Raw genomic sequence first — 14,546 nt, 5'->3', positions numbered from 1 at the left:
AAGGCCTCTCATGTCGCATGATCTGACCGCCGGAGACGTCGCCCTGATGGGTGTGCCGTTGGACCTGCATTCCTCGTTCCTGCAAGGCCCCGCCTTTGCCCCGGGTCGCATCCGCGAGGCGTTGCATTCCGGCGCGGCCAACCTGACCGCCGAGGATGGCACTGATCTGGGCGCAACCGACCGCTTCAAAGACACCGGCGATCTGGATGTGTTCGAGATGATGGGGCAGGAACCCATCGACCGGATCGAGGCAGGGGCCGCCGCCCGGATCGAAGCCGGTGCACGATTATTGTCGTTGGGGGGCGATCACTCGGTCGCCTATCCGCTGATCAAGGCCCATGCGGACCGGTATGAGGGGCTGAATGTCTTGCATATCGATAGCCATCCCGACCTTTATGACAGCCAGCAGATTGGCCCGCTGGGTCATGGCTGTCCATTTGCCCGCGTGATGGAGACCGGCAAGATCAAACGTCTTGTTCAGGTCGGGATCCGCACCATGAACAAGCACCAACAGGAACAGGCCGACAAGTTCGGGGTCGAGGTGATCGACATGCGCAACTGGCGCCCCGATCTGGAGATCAGCTTTGACGGCCCGGTCTATCTGTCGCTGGACCTCGATGCGCTGGATCCAGCCTTTGCTCCCGGCGTTTCACATCACGAACCCGGCGGTCTCAGCACGCGCGAGGTGATCGACCTGATCCATCGCTTCAAAGGGCAGCTGGTCGGCGCGGATATTGTCGAGTTGAACCCGCACCGCGATCCCTATGGCATGACTGCCATGGTGGCGGCGAAATTCGTCAAGGAAATCGGCGCGCGGCTGCTCAGTCGCTAACGTTCGTCGCAGATTGCGGCAGTGCCAAGGCGAGGGGCGGACCGTGTAGTCATGTCGAACCGGTTCGCCTCGGACGCCGTCATCCAGTGCATCTCTTCCTCGGATGCTGCATCCAGCGTGAACCAGTAGAAGTCGGGATCGACGCCGATATCTTCGAAATAGTTCAAATACCGGTCATGCTCGGGGTGATCTTCGGGTAGCTCCGCAGCGACATAGCCGCCGCCGCCCCAGCTGTGGACCCCCACGCAGGCGCCGGGTTCCAGCACGCGTCGGTTACCCGCTAGAAACAAATCGGTGCCGCCCGAGGCCACCAGCCCGTTTGACGGAACCACTGTGTCGAAACCTTCCTCACGCACTACGCGACTGAAGACAACATTCGAGTCATCATCGACCGAACCTTCGATATTTTGCAGCACCAGTGTCTTGATCTCGGGGTTTTCGTCCATCACTTCTTCAAACGCGCTGAGCGTTGTGTGGTCGATCGTTCCAGATGCGACGATCTGATTGCCCACTGCCGTGAAACTGACCGGGGCGTATTGCTCTGCGCATGCCGTTAGCAGCAGTGCCGTGGCCAGAAACGAAAGTCTGTAGGTCATCGCGATCTCTTGTCCGTTTATATCCTATTGCCGAGGCGGTCGGGCCTTGTAAACCGGCAACTGCCAACCGAACAACAGAGATCCGGCGCGCAACGCCCAGCAAATCAATGCACATAAGCCCAATGCCAGCAGGCCCTCCAGCCCGAGGCGAGTGGCAAACACAGCGGTCAAAGCTCCGATAAAGGCGCAGGATACGTAAAGCTCACCCTGTTTCAGTACCAGCGGCACCTCGTTGCACACCACGTCACGCATCAAGCCGCCCAAACAGCCCGTGGTCACCCCCATCAGCACTACGATTATACCGGATTGATCCAGTGACAACGCCGCACCCGTGCCAGCAGCGACCGCGATGGACAGGGCAAAACTGTCCAGCCAGACCAGCCAATTATAACGGCTTTCGACCAGATGAGCGGTAAAAAACACCAGCACCGCAGCGCCGCAAGCGATCAGGATATAAGCGGGCTGACCGACCCAGAAGATCGGATGTCGGTCCAGCAGCAAGTCGCGTACGGTACCACCGCCCACTGCCGTCAGACATGCGATGAAGGCAAACCCGACCAGATCAAGCTGCGCTCGGCTGGCCACCAGCGCACCGGTCAGCGCAAAGACCAAAACCGAGGCGTAATCCAGCAGGGCAAGCCCGCTCACGCCTGCGCCTTCTTAGGTTTGAACGGGGCCATGCCGGCGCGTGCCAACTCATCCGCGCGTTCATTTTCGGGATGGCCCGCATGACCCTTGACCCATTCCCATGTCACCTGATGCCGCTCTTGCGCCTCATCCAGCCGCTGCCACAGATCGACATTTTTGACCGGCTTCTTGTTCGACGTCTTCCAGCCGTTCCGCTTCCACCCGAAAATCCATCCCGTAACGCCGTTCTTCACATAAGCGCTGTCGGTGACGATAGTCAGCTTCGAGGGCCGCTCCAGCGTCTCCAAAGCACTGATTGCAGCCAGCAGTTCCATCCGGTTGTTGGTTGTCTCGGCTTCGCCTCCGCTCAGCTCGCGTTCTTTCAGGATGGTCTCGCCATCCATCGCGCGCAGCAGTACGCCCCAGCCGCCGGGGCCGGGATTTCCGGAACAGGCACCATCGGTATAGGCAAAGAGATCAGGCATGAGCGAATACCAGAATGAACCCGTCGTAAGACCCGGCCAAACCCTTCCCCATTCCCTGCACGGTACGATCAATGGTGAAACCTGCCGAGGTCAGGGCGTCCTTGATCTGGGTCTCTGAATAATAGGTATAGTAACGGTCCAAATCATCGCGATGCTCGCCCGTGCCCAGCTTCATTCCTAGAAACAGCTGCCCGCCCGGCTTCAGTGCGGTGTGGATCGCGTTCAGATAACGCGGGAAATCGGCGCGCGGGGCGTGCAGCAGGCAGAAACTGGCATAGACGCCGTCATACTCTGACACCTCGGTGACGTCTTCGAAGGTGCCAAGGTGGGCGTCAACACCGTTGCTCCGCGCATGTTCAACAAAGGCAGGGGTTGCATCCAGCGCCCGTACCTTCAGCCCTTGCCGCATCAGAAACGCGCTGTCTGATCCGGGACCCGAGCCCAGATCCAGCACATATCCACCCTCGCGGACCGCATCTACAAAAGCCTGACGCGCCTCTAGCTGCTCGGCGGGCAGGGGGATCCTTAGGTAATCCGCAACGCGATCCGTGTAGGCCTTGATGGTCCGTTCATCACTCACAGGTAAACTCCCATAGCAAGACAGGTCAGCACGACAGCAGTTAGCAGGACGCGCAGCCGCATCCACCAGACCGGGGTCAACCGCCAATATGAGAACATGGCGTCCAGCAAAAGCAAGCCCGCAAACCCATACATCAGGTTGGTGCCCGCATTCACCGGACCGCCGCCGGTCGTGAAAAATGCCCAAAGTGCAGGTAACACCGACAAGGTGTAACAGGCCGCAGCTTTGCTGCCTGAGGTTTTGGTGGCGAAGCCCCACAACACGCCCGACATGAAACTCAGGATTACCGAGCCATAAAATAGCTGAATATACGGCCCCACGAAGCGCGACCCCAGCGTCTGCCGACCCCAATCGTTCAAATCACCGTTCAGATAAGTCAGCGCGCCCCAGACAAACGGGATCAGCCCAGTCAAACCAAGGAATAACGGCGCGCGGGGGATGCCGCTCATGCTGGTTCCCGCAATACGCGGGGAACTTTGAACTCGACATTCTCGACAGCGGTTTCGACCAGTTCGACGGTGACATCGTAGTGGTCGCGGAATGCATCGATCACCTCGTTCACCAGCACCTCGGGCGCGGATGCCCCGGCGCTGACCGCAATGCTGGAAATTCCTTCCAGCGCACGCCAGTCGATCTCGGTCGCGCGCTGCACCAGCTGCGCATAACTGCATCCGGCGCGCGAGGCGACCTCGACCAGACGACGTGAATTCGATGAGTTCGGCGCACCCACCACCAGCAAGGCATCGGCTTTCGGAGCGACGGCTTTCACCGCTTCCTGCCGGTTGGTGGTGGCATAACAAATGTCTTCCTTGTGCGGCCCGACGATGGCGGGGAAGCGGGCCTCAAGCGCGGCAATAATGTCCTTGGTGTCATCCACCGATAGGGTTGTCTGGGTGACAAAGGCCAGCTTTTCGGGGTTACGCACAGCGACCTGCGCCACATCTTCGACCGTTTCAACCAGCAGCACCTCGCCCTCGGGCAGTTGCCCCATGGTGCCGATGGTTTCGGGGTGGCCCTTGTGACCAATCATGATCATCTGCAGCCCGGCATCCGCGTGGCGCTGCGCTTCGACATGCACCTTGGATACAAGCGGGCAGGTGGCGTCGACATATATCATCTCGCGCTGGGCTGCTGTGGCGGGTACCGATTTGGGTACACCGTGGGCCGAGAAGATCACGGGGCGATCATCAGGGCATTCGTCCAGCTCCTCGACAAACACGGCACCCTTGGCGCGCAGACCGTCGACGACGAATTTGTTGTGAACGATCTCATGGCGCACAAAGACAGGCGCCCCCCATTTTTGAAGGGCCATTTCCACAATCTTGATGGCACGGTCCACACCGGCGCAGAATCCGCGCGGGGCGGCCAGATATAATGTCAGCGGCGGCTTTGTCATTCGGCGATCTCCTGGACCGAACACCTAGGTCTTTTCATTGCCATGGTCCAGACAGCACTGCGTCATTTCACTGACATGAATCGCTGTTAGCACAAGGGTGTTTTCAGCACCTATACCTTTAAAGTCGCGCGGCCAGGGCTTCTGGCCCTGGCCGCGCATATTCTTGCCAACCCCCATTGGTGAGTGGTGGGGTTTGGTGGGGTCAGTGCCCGCCTGCAGCTGCGACACTGCGGGGTTCAGTCGGCATCTCGCGCGGAGGGCGGCCGATCACGTCGCGCAGGTCTTCCAGCTCAATGAAGTTATCGGCCTGGCGGCGCAGTTCGTCCGAAATCATCGGCGGCTGGCTACGGATGGTCGAAACAACGGAAACACGTACGCCCTGCCGTTGCAGGCTTGCGATCAGCGGGCGGAAATCCCCATCGCCCGAAAACAGTACGATATGATCAACGCGTGGTGCCAGTTCCATGGCATCGACGGTAAGCTCGATATCCATGTTTCCCTTGACCTTCCGACGTCCCATGCTGTCGGTGTATTCCTTGGCCGGTTTGGTGACCATGGTGAAGCCATTATAGTGCAGCCAGTCCACCAGAGGCCGGATCGGGGAATACTCGTCATTTTCCAGTAGCGCTGTGTAGTAGAAAGCTCTAAGCAGTTTGCCTCTGCGCATAAATTCCTGACGCAGCAACTTGTAGTCGATGTCAAACCCCAGTGCTTTGGCGGCTGCATAAAGATTCGAGCCGTCGATGAACAGCGCTAGCCGTTCGTCCTTGTAAAACATAAAATGGTCCTTCCGGTATAAGCCACCGCACCGTGAGCTCCGTGAGTGATAAAGTAATAGGTCAGTGCAATGGTGTCCTTAAAATAGGTGTTTTAGGCTTTATCGCAAGTATTCTCTGGTCCGAATATGGGGTCTGAAGTGGACAAAACCTTGTCAAAAGCGGTCATTGCCCTAGGGGCAAATCTCAGTCTGAGAGGTTGTGGGCCCAAGGTGACACTTGAGCGGTCGCTGATCGCGATGGCCGAGGCGGGCTTGGTGATTCGCAAGACAAGCCGGTTTTTTGCCACCCCATGCTTTCCGGCAGGGGCAGGGCCGGACTATGTCAACGCAGCGGTTTTGATCGAATCGGACCTCACGCCACAGGGTGTTCTGGACCTGCTGCACCGCATCGAACATGATTTTGAGCGCGCCCGTGAACAGCGTTGGGGCATGCGCACTCTGGACCTCGATCTGGTCTGTTGGGATGAACTTGTTCTGCCGGATGACGCCGAATACCAGCGCTGGCTGACCCTTCCCCCCGAAGATCAGACCAAATCTGCGCCGGAACACCTTATCCTGCCCCATCCGCGCTTGCAGGACCGCGCTTTTGTGCTTGTTCCCATGATGGATGTCGCCCCCGATTGGCGCCATCCCGTTCTGGACCGGACAGTGACGCAGATGGTTGCAGCCTTGCCGCCCGATGAGGTGGCAGAGGTCAAGCCTCTGTGATCCTCGCATTTGCGGCATTTCTTGCTTGTCAAGGCGGGGATTCGCGCTTAGATAAACCCCTTCCTGCCACGGATTCATTTACGGAGAGCGCCCCATGGCCCGCGTTACGGTCGAAGATTGTGTAGACAAGGTCCCGAACCGGTTCGAACTGGTGATGCTTGCAGCCCACCGGGCACGCGAGATTTCTGCTGGTGGCCCGATCACCGTTGACCGCGATAACGACAAGAACCCTGTCGTCTCGCTACGCGAAATCGCCGACGAAACCCAAAGCGCTGATGAGCTGCGCGAGCGTCTGATCGAAGCCAACCAGACCCAGATCGAGGTTGATGAGCCCGAAGAAGATCAGATGGCCCTGCTGATGGGTGCGGAATCTGACAAGCCTGCGGATGACGACATGTCGGAAGAAAAGCTCCTGCGCGCTCTGATGGAGGCCCAGGGCCAGGGGTAACCCAAGCGACAAAGGTGCGGACCGGATGATTTCAGAAGAAGACCTGATTGCGCTGGTCCGCAATTACAATCCCAAGACAAATGCCGACCGCATCGAAAGGGCCTATGAATTTGGCCAACAGATGCATGAAGGCCAGTTCCGCCATTCCGGCGAGCCCTATTTCTCTCATCCCGTTGCCGTTGCCGCCATCCTGACCGAACAGCGTCTGGATGATGCGACCATTATAACGGCCCTGTTGCACGACACGATCGAAGACACCAAAGCCAGTTATGGCAAGGTTACCGAACTGTTCGGGGATGAGGTCGCCAAGTTGGTCGATGGCGTCACCAAGCTGACCAACCTGCAGCTGTCCAGCCGTGAGACCAAACAGGCCGAGAATTTCCGCAAGCTGTTCATGGCCATGTCCAAGGACCTTCGGGTTATTCTGGTCAAGCTCGCCGACCGCCTGCACAACATGCGCACGATCAAGGCGATGCGCCCTGAAAAGCAGGTGCAAAAAGCGCGTGAGACAATGGATATTTACGCGCCGCTTGCGGGCCGGATGGGGATGCAATGGATGCGCGAGGAACTCGAAGACCTTGCCTTCCGCGTCCTGAACCCCGAAGGCCGCCAGTCGATCATCCGCCGCTTTATCACTCTGCAACGCGAAACCGGCGACGTGATCCATCGCATTACCGGCGACATGCGGCACGAATTGGAAAAGGCGGGCATTGAAGCCGAAGTCTTTGGTCGCGCCAAGAAACCCTATTCGATCTGGCGCAAGATGCAGGAAAAGGATCAGGGTTTCTCACGTTTGTCCGACATCTACGGGTTCCGCATCATCACCCAGACCGAGGAAGACTGTTACCGCACACTCGGTGCCATCCACCAGCGCTGGCGCGCGGTGCCAGGGCGATTCAAGGACTATATCAGCCAACCGAAATCGAACGGTTATCGCTCGATCCACACAACAGTTTCGGGGCGCGACGGCAAACGGGTCGAGGTCCAGATCCGCACCCGTCAGATGCACGATGTGGCCGAAACCGGTGTTGCAGCGCACTGGTCCTATCGCGACGGTGTGCGGTCCGAAAACCCCTTTGCGGTCGACCCGGCAAAGTGGATCGCAAACCTGACCGAGCAATTCGACAGCGAGGATGATCATGAGGATTTCCTCGAAGCTGTGAAGCTCGAGATGTATTCGGACCAGGTGTTCTGCTTCACCCCCAAGGGCGATGTGGTGAAACTGCCGCGTGGGGCGACGCCGATTGATTTTGCTTACGCAATCCACACCCGCATTGGTCATGCCTGCGTGGGGGCCAAGGTTGATGGCATTCGTGTGCCGCTCTGGACCCGGCTCAAGAACGGTCAATCGGTTGACATCATCACCGCCGATGGCCAGAGCCCGCAGGTCACTTGGCTTGAGATCGCGGTTACCGGCAAAGCCCGCACCTCGATCCGCCGCGCCTTGCGCGAGGTCGACCGGGAACGCTTCATCAAGCTGGGTAAGGAACTGGCCCGCGCCGGGTTCGAAAACCTGGGCCGCAAAGCCACCGACAAGGCGCTGGAAACCGCTGCCAAACACCTGCGTTTAAAAGATCGGGACGAGTTGCTGGCCCGTCTGGGCAGTGCCGAGTTGACCGCCCATGAGGTGGTCGAAGCGGTATATCCCGAACTCACCAAGGATGATGGCGACGCGATCTCGCCCCGTCGCGCTGTGATCGGGCTTGAACCGGGCCAGAAATTCGATCGTGCCCCCTGTTGCCAGCCACTGCCGGGCGAGCGCATCGTCGGAATTACATATCGCGGCAAGGGTGTTGTCGTGCACGCCATCGACTGCGATCGCCTGACCGAGTTTGAAAATGAACCCGAGCGCTGGGTTGATCTGCACTGGCATTCGGGCACCCACCCCGCCGTCTATGGCGCGACGCTGGATTTGACCATCGGCAATGATGCCGGGGTGCTGGGGCGTATTTGCACATTGATCGGCGAGAAAAAGGCCAATATCTCGAACCTTGAATTTGTCGACCGCAAACCGGATTTTTATCGGCTGATGATCAATGTCGAACTTCGCGATCTTGAACAGCTGCATTCGCTGATGCTGATGCTCGAGGCTGAAAGCGACGTTGCTGCGGTCGAACGGTACCGGGAAAGTGCGAAACCCGCCGTTGCGGCTGGCTGAGAAGGGGTGATCACGAGTGGTTTTCAAGCGCCGAGATCGCCGCTCGCCTGTCCAAGTCGCGTCAGAGTTCGTCTATCCGCGCGGCGGATGGACCCGTGCCTTTCACTATGTCAAACATCGGGTTCGGCGCCTGCCTGACAGCCCGGAACGCATCGCGCGTGGCATCGGGGCAGGGGTGTTTGCCTCGTTCACGCCTTTCTATGGCTTGCATTTCCTGGTCGCCGCCGTGCTGGCGCGGCTGCTGAACGGCAACATTCTTGCCGCGCTCAGCGGCACGTTCTTTGGCAATCCCCTGACCTATGTGCCGATCGCGGTCATAAGCCTGCAAACCGGGCATTTCCTGCTGGGGACCAAGTTCCGCAAAGACGATACCGATGGGTTGATGGGGAAATTTGCGGATGCGATGGGCGATCTCAAGGACAATTGCATCGCCATGTTCACCCATCGCGAGGCGGACTGGCACGGGCTTAGCCGGTTCTATGACGATGTGTTCTTTCCTTATATGATCGGCGGGGTCATTCCAGGCATCGTGGCCGGAGTGATCTGCGCCTATCTCAGCCTGCCGCTTATCCGTACTTATCAGCAACGCCGCCGCGCCAGAATCAAAGCGAAGTTTGAACAAATCAAACGCCTTGCTCAGGCAGAGGCTGACGTTCCCCCGACAAAACCACTAGGCTCGACCTCAGGGACAATGAAGGATTCGAAAGATGTCTGACAACCGTTTGCGTCTGGGCGTGAATATCGACCACGTAGCTACCGTGCGGAATGCGCGCGGCGGGGCCTATCCCGACCCACTGCGCGCCGCCCGGATCGCGGAAGAGGCCGGGGCCGACGGCATCACAGCACATCTGCGCGAAGATCGCCGCCACATCTCGGACGCCGATATCGACGGGTTGATGGAGATCCTGTCGGTGCCGCTGAACTTCGAGATGGCCGCAACGGACGAGATGCAGAAAATCGCTCTGCGCCACAAGCCGCACGCCGTCTGCATCGTTCCCGAAAAGCGCGAGGAACGCACAACCGAAGGGGGGTTAGAAGTCGCGCGCGAGGAAAATAAGCTGGCCCATTTCATTGCGCCCTTGCGCGATGTGGGCTGCCGCGTGTCCATCTTCATCGCCGCCGACCAGCGCCAGATCGACGCCGCCCACCGCATCGGGGCCGAGGTGATCGAACTGCACACCGGTGCCTATTGCGATTTCCACGCCGAAGGCAAACTGGACGACGCCGCGCGCGAACTGGAAGCCCTGCGCGAGATGTCCGCCTATGCCCATTCGCTGGGTCTTGAAGTTCATGCGGGTCACGGGCTGACTTACGACACCGTGCAACCGGTGGCGGCCTTCCCTGAAGTGCGAGAGCTGAATATCGGCCACTTCCTGATCGGCGAGGCCATCTTTCGCGGCCTCACCCCGGCGGTTCACGAAATGCGCCGCCTGATGGACGAGGCGCGGGCATGATCACACCCGGTTTTGTGGCGATCTGGTTTGCATGGCTCATGGCCGGGGGCTCTCCGGGCCCTGCCACCATGGGCATCGCCGGAACCGCCATGAACGAAGGCCGCACCGCCGGTCTGGCCTTTGCGCTGGGCATCTGCGCCGGGTCCGCCGCGTGGGGCATCGCCGCCGCACTGGGGCTGTCGGCGATTATGCTGGCCAATGTCTGGGTGTTCGAGGTGATCCGCTATATCGGCGTCGCTTATCTGGGCTGGCTGGCGCTCAAGGCGCTGCGCCGCGCGCTGACTTCGGATGAGGTCGCGCTGGGCAATCCAGTCACCGGCTCATTGGGTACGATATTTGCCAAAGGTGCGGCGATCCACCTGACCAACCCCAAGGCGATCCTCAGCTGGGGCTCGATCTACGCCATCGTTGCGCCAAATGACGCCAGCCTTGCTATGCTGCTGGGTTATTTCGCCATGCTCTATGCGGGTTCACTGCTGATCTTCATCGGCTACGCCTTCCTGTTTTCGTCTGCGCGCATGGTCAACGCCTATCGCCGCGCCCGCCGCTGGTTTGATTTTGCCTTCGCGGGTTTCTTTGGCGTGGCCAGCTACAAGATTCTCACGGTGCGCCTGTCATGACCTCTGAGGTGCAATGATGATCCGCCATTGCGTGATGCTGCGACTCAAGCCCGATCACGACACCGCAGAGCTTGACGCTGTGATGGATGGGCTGGGCGCGGTCGCAGACCGTTTGTCGGGCTGCGGTGGCTTCATCCACGGCCCCAACCGCGATTTTGAGGCAAAATCCCCAAGCTATCCCTACGGCTTCACGCTGGATTTCGCGGCTCAGGCCGACCTACAGCGCTATGCCAGTGACGAAACCCACCGGCAACTTGGCGCACGGCTTGTCGCGCTGTGCGTGGATGGGGCCGAGGGCGTCTTGGTGTTCGATCTGGAAACGCCCGACGCGGCCGACCAATAGGAGACGAGGGACTGTCATGAAAGCAATCACCTATCGCGGATTTGGTGCGGCGGCGGATGTCCTTGAGTTGGTCGACCTGCCCACGCCCAACCCCGGCCCAGGCGACGTTCTTGTCCGGGTTCACGCCAGCGGCATCAACCCCTCAGACGTCAAGCTGCGCGGCGGCGCGCGCCCTGGCGCCGTGATGCAATACCCGATGGTTGTTCCCCACTCGGACGGGGCCGGAGTGATTGAGGCCGTAGGCGAAGGGGTCGATCCCGCGCGCGTCGGCGAACGTGTCTGGATCTGGAACGGCCAATGGCAACGCGCTTTTGGCACTGGGGCCGAATACATTGCGCTACCCTCCGAACAGGCCGTATTCCTTCCAGATACGACCGGCTTCGCCGAGGGCGCGTGTTTTGGTATCCCAGCCTTGACTGCATGGTATGCGCTCTATTGTGACGGACCGATCAATGACCAGACTGTGCTTGTGACCGGTGGTGCAGGAACGGTTGGGCGCTACGCCTGCCAGATGGCCGCGTTGGGTGGCGCGCGCGTTATCACAACGGTCAGTTCAGATGAAAAAGCCGCCCATTCCGGCGCGTCCGAATGGATCAACTACCGCACGCAAGACGTGGCCGAGGCGGCGATGGACATGACCAACGGCGCAGGCATAGACCGCATTGTCGAGGTTGATTTCGCCGCCAACCAACCCGCTTCCCTTTCTATGATCCGCCCCGGTGGCACCATCGCCAGCTATGCCTCGGCTTCGCAAATGAAGCCCAAACTGGATTTCTATGGCTTCATGTTCAAGAACATCCGCCTGCATATGCTGATCGTCTACCAACTCGACGCCGCCGCCCGCCGTCGTGGCGAGGCGCAGTTGGACCAGTGGCTGGAACAAGGCGCACTGTCCCACGCCGTCGTCCCCGGCGGAGGGCTGATGGATGCGGCAAATGCACACGCAATGGTCGAGGCGGGGCAAAAGCTCGGGACCGTTGTGTTGGAGGTCTGACATGATCCTCGGCATCGGCACCGACCTCGCAAATATTGATCGCATTCAGGGCACGCTCGACCGGTTCGGCGACCGCTTCCGTAACCGTGTCTTCACTGAAACCGAACAGCGCAAGGCTGAGCGTCGCGCCGATACTGCGGGCACCTACGCCAAACGCTGGGCCGCGAAAGAGGCGTGCTCGAAGGCGTTAGGCACCGGCCTGCGGATGGGGATCGCGTGGAAGGACATGGCGGTGACCAACCTGCGCACCGGCCAGCCCGTTATGCATGTCACCGGCTGGGCCGCCGAGCGCCTGAAAGAAATGACTCCCGAAGGCCACGAGGCGATCATCCACGTCACCCTGACCGATGATCATCCCTGGGCGCAGGCCTTTGTGGTGATCGAGGCCCGTCCGCTGCAAGAAGCACCCGCGCAGCCTTGACTTGCCCCCAACTGACCCGCATGTAGCACCCCAACCACGCAGAGACTGGAGAGAGCAGTATGGCCGAGGAAGCCAAATCCGGAAACGCCATTTGGGAGACGATCAAAACCATCGTCTATGCCCTGCTGATCGCGGGCATTTTCCGCACCCTGTTCTTTCAGCCGTTCTGGATTCCTTCCGGGTCGATGAAGCAAACCCTACTGATCGGGGATTTCCTCTTCGTCAACAAGATGGCCTATGGCTATTCCTATGCCTCGTGCCCCAGCCTTATCATCCCCAGCGTTGGCCTCAACATCGATGCCGAAGACATCTGCGGCTGGATGCAGAGCGATGACAACTCGCGTCTGATCGGCGGCGACCCTGATCGCGGCGATGTCATCGTCTTCCGCCATCCGGTGACAGGGCGCGACTATATCAAGCGACTGATCGGCCTGCCGGGTGATCGTATCCAGATTCGTGGAGGCCAAATCATCCTCAACGACACTCCTGTGCCGCAGCAACCCGACGGTGTGTTCACCGAAGTTGCTGAACCGCAGGGCCCACAAGGCCTGCGCCCGCGCTGTTCCAACGGTCCCGTCGGGATCGGCGGTGTTTGCGAAAAGAACCGCCTGATCGAGACCCTGCCAAATGGCGTGTCCTACGACGTGCTGAACATCGGCAATCAGGGATCGGACAATACCGGGGTCTATACTGTACCCGAGGGCCACTATTTCTTCATGGGCGACAACCGCGACAACTCGGCCGACAGCCGCTTGCCGCAATCCGCCGGTGGCGTGGGCTATGTTCCTTACGAAAACCTGATCGGTCGCGCCGACCGGATCATGTTCTCCTCCGCAGGTCGCTCGATGCTGTTCTTCTGGACATGGCGCGGTGATCGTTTCTTCAAGGCGGTCAATTGAAGCTATCGGCTGAGATAAAGGCGTTCCAGCAGCGTTTGGGGTATGAGTTTTCCGACCCTGAACTGCTGGTGCGTGCGCTGACCCACGGCTCGGTGTCCTCTGCCACGCGCCCCGACAATCAGCGTCTTGAATTTTTGGGCGACCGCGTCCTGGGTCTCGTCATGGCCACTGCTTTGCTTGAGGCCGACAAGAAAGCTTCCGAAGGCCAACTGGCCCCCCGTTTCAACGCGCTGGTGCGCAAGGAAGCCTGCGCCGATGTGGCCCGCCAGATTGATCTGGGTGCGGTGCTGAAACTGGGCCGGTCCGAGATGCTGTCCGGAGGTCGTCGCAAGCAGGCCTTGCTGGGCGACGCGATGGAGGCGGTCATCGCGGCCATCTACCGCGACGCAGGGTTCGAGGCTGCCCGAGACGTGATCCTCGCCCTCTGGGGCGATCGCATCCACAAGGTCGAGGCCGACGCCCGCGATGCAAAAACCGCCCTGCAGGAATGGGCACAGGCCCGCGGCCAGAAACCACCCAGCTATGTCGAGGTCAAACGCACCGGCCCTGACCATGCCCCGATCTTCACGATCGCCGCTCGTCTGCAGAATGGTACCGAAGCTCAGGCCACCGCAGGCTCCAAGCGACAGGCCGAACAGGCAGCGGCAAAGGCGTTGTTGGAACAGTTGTCTTGATCCGTTTTGCGGCCAGATCATGAAGATCAGACCCGCCCAGAAATCCGATGCCGCCAGCCTCGCCGCCTTGTCGATTGAGGTCTGGATCGGAACCTATCTAAAGCGTGGTGTGAACGCCTTCTTTGCCGAATTCGCACTGTCCGAATTCACAACCGCCCGGTTCGAAGCCATATTGGACGACGGCCAAGATCTCTTGATGGTTTCTGAAAACGAAGACGGGATCGACGGCTATATTCGGCTTGCGGAAAGTCGCGCCGCACCCATGGACGGGCTTTCTGACCTAGAAATCGTAACGTTCTACGTCCAGCCCCGCCATCATGGTAAAGGCATCGGCTCAGCGCTGCTGGACGTCGCGGTCGACTACATGCATGAAAAAGGGCACCCGTCGATTTGGCTGACAACCAATTCCGAGAACACGCCCGCAATCGACTTCTATATAGCCAAAGGGTTCCGGCAGGTCGGAGTCACAGATTTTCGGATCGGGGACCAAGCCTATCCGAACCAAGTTCTGGCGTTGAACACTACAACCTGAT

At 59.7% G+C, this 14,546-nt stretch carries 20 protein-coding genes; 13 read left to right on the top strand and 7 right to left on the bottom strand.

The window, feature by feature from the left end; all coding sequences use genetic code 11:
- Positions 1–10: 10 nt before the first annotated feature.
- Entirely contained in the window at positions 11–832 is an 822-nt protein-coding gene (speB, locus tag ACR0DK_RS02905) for an agmatinase (RefSeq protein ID WP_170565072.1), read from the top strand.
- On the opposite strand, the gene ACR0DK_RS02900 is transcribed toward speB, so the two are convergent.
- From ACR0DK_RS02900 to ACR0DK_RS02870, 7 genes are all read right to left on the bottom strand, one after another.
- The gene (locus ACR0DK_RS02900; protein ID WP_170392626.1) at positions 829–1,428 is read right to left on the bottom strand and encodes a COG3904 family protein; all 600 of its coding nucleotides are present in this window, start codon (positions 1,426–1,428) and stop codon (positions 829–831) included. The genes speB and ACR0DK_RS02900 overlap by 4 nt on opposite strands.
- A 24-nt stretch (positions 1,429–1,452) precedes the next feature.
- Complete coding sequence (locus ACR0DK_RS02895; protein WP_170392625.1) at positions 1,453–2,076, bottom strand: trimeric intracellular cation channel family protein; 624 nt, start codon at positions 2,074–2,076, stop codon at positions 1,453–1,455.
- Positions 2,073–2,540: a ribonuclease HI gene (gene rnhA / locus ACR0DK_RS02890; protein ID WP_170402325.1), complete on the bottom strand. Its 468-nt coding sequence runs from the start codon at positions 2,538–2,540 to the stop codon at positions 2,073–2,075. The genes ACR0DK_RS02895 and rnhA overlap by 4 nt, the downstream gene beginning before the upstream one ends.
- The gene (locus ACR0DK_RS02885) at positions 2,533–3,120 is read right to left on the bottom strand and encodes a class I SAM-dependent methyltransferase (protein ID WP_170392623.1); all 588 of its coding nucleotides are present in this window, start codon (positions 3,118–3,120) and stop codon (positions 2,533–2,535) included. Before ACR0DK_RS02885 ends, rnhA begins: the two co-directional genes overlap by 8 nt.
- Positions 3,117–3,569 (bottom strand): DUF3429 domain-containing protein, encoded by a 453-nt coding sequence (locus tag ACR0DK_RS02880; protein WP_480734725.1) that lies wholly within the window; start codon positions 3,567–3,569, stop codon positions 3,117–3,119. The genes ACR0DK_RS02885 and ACR0DK_RS02880 overlap by 4 nt, the downstream gene beginning before the upstream one ends.
- Positions 3,566–4,516: a 4-hydroxy-3-methylbut-2-enyl diphosphate reductase gene (gene ispH, locus ACR0DK_RS02875; RefSeq protein ID WP_480734724.1), complete on the bottom strand. Its 951-nt coding sequence runs from the start codon at positions 4,514–4,516 to the stop codon at positions 3,566–3,568. The genes ACR0DK_RS02880 and ispH overlap by 4 nt, the downstream gene beginning before the upstream one ends.
- Before the next feature lie 202 nt (positions 4,517–4,718).
- Positions 4,719–5,294: a LabA-like NYN domain-containing protein gene (locus ACR0DK_RS02870; protein WP_039541714.1), complete on the bottom strand. Its 576-nt coding sequence runs from the start codon at positions 5,292–5,294 to the stop codon at positions 4,719–4,721.
- A gap of 126 nt (positions 5,295–5,420) precedes the next feature.
- Between ACR0DK_RS02870 and folK the strand changes: the two genes are divergently transcribed.
- The 12 genes from folK to ACR0DK_RS02810 all read left to right on the top strand — a co-directional run bounded on the left by folK (position 5,421) and on the right by ACR0DK_RS02810 (position 14,545).
- Positions 5,421–6,002, top strand: a complete 582-nt coding sequence (folK, locus tag ACR0DK_RS02865; protein WP_170818862.1) for a 2-amino-4-hydroxy-6-hydroxymethyldihydropteridine diphosphokinase — start codon at positions 5,421–5,423, stop codon at positions 6,000–6,002.
- Between the two features lie 94 nt (positions 6,003–6,096).
- Positions 6,097–6,450, top strand: coding sequence for a DNA-directed RNA polymerase subunit omega (rpoZ, locus tag ACR0DK_RS02860; RefSeq protein WP_010437681.1), 354 nt, complete (start codon positions 6,097–6,099; stop codon positions 6,448–6,450).
- A 25-nt stretch (positions 6,451–6,475) separates the two neighbouring features.
- Positions 6,476–8,608, top strand: coding sequence for a RelA/SpoT family protein (locus ACR0DK_RS02855; RefSeq protein WP_170392619.1), 2,133 nt, complete (start codon positions 6,476–6,478; stop codon positions 8,606–8,608).
- 16 nt (positions 8,609–8,624) lie between these two features.
- Positions 8,625–9,323: a DUF2062 domain-containing protein gene (locus ACR0DK_RS02850; protein WP_170392618.1), complete on the top strand. Its 699-nt coding sequence runs from the start codon at positions 8,625–8,627 to the stop codon at positions 9,321–9,323.
- Positions 9,316–10,062, top strand: a complete 747-nt coding sequence (locus ACR0DK_RS02845) for a pyridoxine 5'-phosphate synthase (protein ID WP_170392617.1) — start codon at positions 9,316–9,318, stop codon at positions 10,060–10,062. The genes ACR0DK_RS02850 and ACR0DK_RS02845 overlap by 8 nt, the downstream gene beginning before the upstream one ends.
- Positions 10,059–10,682: a LysE family translocator gene (locus ACR0DK_RS02840; protein WP_170425202.1), complete on the top strand. Its 624-nt coding sequence runs from the start codon at positions 10,059–10,061 to the stop codon at positions 10,680–10,682. The genes ACR0DK_RS02845 and ACR0DK_RS02840 overlap by 4 nt, the downstream gene beginning before the upstream one ends.
- A gap of 16 nt (positions 10,683–10,698) precedes the next feature.
- A complete protein-coding gene (locus tag ACR0DK_RS02835) occupies positions 10,699–11,025 on the top strand; it encodes a Dabb family protein (RefSeq protein ID WP_480734723.1) in 327 nt (108 codons plus the stop codon).
- A 16-nt stretch (positions 11,026–11,041) separates the two neighbouring features.
- Positions 11,042–12,019, top strand: coding sequence for an NADPH:quinone reductase (locus ACR0DK_RS02830; RefSeq protein WP_480734722.1), 978 nt, complete (start codon positions 11,042–11,044; stop codon positions 12,017–12,019).
- A gap of 1 nt (position 12,020) precedes the next feature.
- Entirely contained in the window at positions 12,021–12,440 is a 420-nt protein-coding gene (acpS, locus tag ACR0DK_RS02825) for a holo-ACP synthase (RefSeq protein ID WP_170392613.1), read from the top strand.
- A 59-nt stretch (positions 12,441–12,499) separates the two neighbouring features.
- On the top strand, positions 12,500–13,339 hold the full coding sequence (lepB, locus tag ACR0DK_RS02820; RefSeq protein WP_480734721.1) for a signal peptidase I: 840 nt from the start codon (positions 12,500–12,502) through the stop codon (positions 13,337–13,339).
- Positions 13,336–14,013 carry a ribonuclease III gene (gene rnc / locus ACR0DK_RS02815; protein WP_170392611.1) on the top strand — a complete coding sequence of 226 codons (678 nt, stop codon included), beginning with the start codon at positions 13,336–13,338 and terminating at the stop codon, positions 14,011–14,013. The genes lepB and rnc overlap by 4 nt, the downstream gene beginning before the upstream one ends.
- A 19-nt stretch (positions 14,014–14,032) precedes the next feature.
- On the top strand, positions 14,033–14,545 hold the full coding sequence (locus ACR0DK_RS02810) for an N-acetyltransferase family protein (protein WP_480734720.1): 513 nt from the start codon (positions 14,033–14,035) through the stop codon (positions 14,543–14,545).
- Position 14,546 lies beyond the last annotated feature (1 nt).

The organism is Ruegeria sp. CE6, from assembly GCF_056537485.1.
The sequence above is the reverse complement of the archived record's forward strand: the minus strand, read 5'-3'. Positions and strand labels throughout refer to the sequence as shown.

Bases quoted from the DNA above. Each gene is read 5' to 3' on its own strand.
- rnhA (WP_170402325.1), bottom strand. From the start codon at position 2,540: ATGCCTGATCTCTTTGCCTATACCGATGGTGCCTGTTCCGGAAATCCC.
- ACR0DK_RS02880 (WP_480734725.1), bottom strand. From the start codon at position 3,569: ATGAGCGGCATCCCCCGCGCGCCGTTATTCCTTGGTTTGACTGGGCTG.
- ACR0DK_RS02810 (WP_480734720.1), top strand. From the start codon at position 14,033: ATGAAGATCAGACCCGCCCAGAAATCCGATGCCGCCAGCCTCGCCGCC.
- lepB (WP_480734721.1), top strand. From the start codon at position 12,500: ATGGCCGAGGAAGCCAAATCCGGAAACGCCATTTGGGAGACGATCAAA.
- ACR0DK_RS02855 (WP_170392619.1), top strand. From the start codon at position 6,476: ATGATTTCAGAAGAAGACCTGATTGCGCTGGTCCGCAATTACAATCCC.
- ispH (WP_480734724.1), bottom strand. From the start codon at position 4,516: ATGACAAAGCCGCCGCTGACATTATATCTGGCCGCCCCGCGCGGATTC.
- ACR0DK_RS02900 (WP_170392626.1), bottom strand. From the start codon at position 1,428: ATGACCTACAGACTTTCGTTTCTGGCCACGGCACTGCTGCTAACGGCA.
- folK (WP_170818862.1), top strand. From the start codon at position 5,421: ATGGGGTCTGAAGTGGACAAAACCTTGTCAAAAGCGGTCATTGCCCTA.
- acpS (WP_170392613.1), top strand. From the start codon at position 12,021: ATGATCCTCGGCATCGGCACCGACCTCGCAAATATTGATCGCATTCAG.
- speB (WP_170565072.1), top strand. From the start codon at position 11: ATGTCGCATGATCTGACCGCCGGAGACGTCGCCCTGATGGGTGTGCCG.
- ACR0DK_RS02835 (WP_480734723.1), top strand. From the start codon at position 10,699: ATGATCCGCCATTGCGTGATGCTGCGACTCAAGCCCGATCACGACACC.
- ACR0DK_RS02870 (WP_039541714.1), bottom strand. From the start codon at position 5,294: ATGTTTTACAAGGACGAACGGCTAGCGCTGTTCATCGACGGCTCGAAT.
- rpoZ (WP_010437681.1), top strand. From the start codon at position 6,097: ATGGCCCGCGTTACGGTCGAAGATTGTGTAGACAAGGTCCCGAACCGG.
- ACR0DK_RS02830 (WP_480734722.1), top strand. From the start codon at position 11,042: ATGAAAGCAATCACCTATCGCGGATTTGGTGCGGCGGCGGATGTCCTT.
- ACR0DK_RS02845 (WP_170392617.1), top strand. From the start codon at position 9,316: ATGTCTGACAACCGTTTGCGTCTGGGCGTGAATATCGACCACGTAGCT.
- ACR0DK_RS02840 (WP_170425202.1), top strand. From the start codon at position 10,059: ATGATCACACCCGGTTTTGTGGCGATCTGGTTTGCATGGCTCATGGCC.